The sequence below is a fragment of the Streptomyces sp. NPDC049597 genome (genome assembly GCF_040675505.1).
In the GTDB taxonomy this organism is placed as follows: Bacteria; Actinomycetota; Actinomycetes; order Streptomycetales; family Streptomycetaceae; genus Streptomyces.
The window spans coordinates 1-1,055 of the sequence record NZ_JBFAOY010000085.1; the positions used below are offsets into that span (position 1 = coordinate 1).

The following is a 1,055-nucleotide window of genomic DNA, read 5'->3' on the forward strand; positions in this document are numbered from 1 at the left end:
GCCAGTGGCAGGGACTGCCGGTAGACCTGGGTGCGCACACTGGCCAGCAGGGTGTGTCCGAGACCGGTCACGCCGCCTCCGATCACCACGAGGCCGGGGTTGAAGAAGCTGACCAGCCCGGCGATGACCTGACCGACCCGGTTTCCTCCCTGACGGATCAGGTCGAGGGCCGCGGCGTCGCCGGCCGCGGCGGCGGCGGAGACGTCCGCGGCCGTCAGGTGCCCGGCCGCCTCCAGCCGGGCGGCGAGCTCGGGCGAGAGCCCGGCACGCGCGGCGTCCTCGGCGTCGCGGGCAAGCGCGGCACCGCTGAAATGCGCTTCCAGGCAGCCCTTGTTGCCGCAGGCGCAGGCCCTGCCGTCCGGCTCGACCCGGATGTGTCCGATGTCGCCGGCGCTGCCGGTCGTCCCGCGGTGGACCTTCCCGCCGACGACGATGCCGCAGCCGACACCGGTGCCGATCTTGACGCAGAGGAAGTCGCCCACCGACCGGGCCACGCCCGCGTGCTGCTCCCCCATCGCCATCAGGTTCACGTCGTTGTCGACCATCACCGGGCACCCGAGGTCCTGACTGAGCGCCTCACGGACCGGGAAGCCGTCCCAGCCCGGCATGATCGGCGGCGCGACGGGCACCCCCTCCGGGAAGCGGACCGGCCCGGGCACCCCGATGCCCGCCCCGTCGAAACCCTCGGCCACCCCGGAGGCCTTGAGCTTGTCCGCCATCGACAGCACCTGCTCGAAAACCGCGACGGGCCCTTCGCGCACGTCCATGGGCTGGTTCAGATGCCCCAGCACCTCCAGCTCCGCATTGGTGACCGCGACATCGACCGACGTGGCGCCGATGTCCACACCGAGGAAACGCAGAGCGGGCGCGAGCCGGATGTTGTGCGAACGACGGCCACCCCGCGAGGCGGCAAGCCCGTCCGCGACCACGAGCCCCGTCTCCAGCAGACGGTCCACCTCGACAGCCAGCTTCGAACGGGACAGGTCCACCAGATCACCCAACTGCGCCCGGGAGTTGGGACCCTCGTCACGCAGCAGCCGGAGCAGTCGCGCCTG

At 72.1% G+C, this 1,055-nt stretch carries 1 protein-coding gene; it reads right to left on the reverse strand.

What is annotated here, in order from left to right; translation table 11 throughout:
* Positions 1–1,055 (reverse strand): ROK family transcriptional regulator (locus tag AB0K02_RS34035; protein WP_365996471.1); only part of this gene is annotated, 1,055 nt, incomplete at both ends.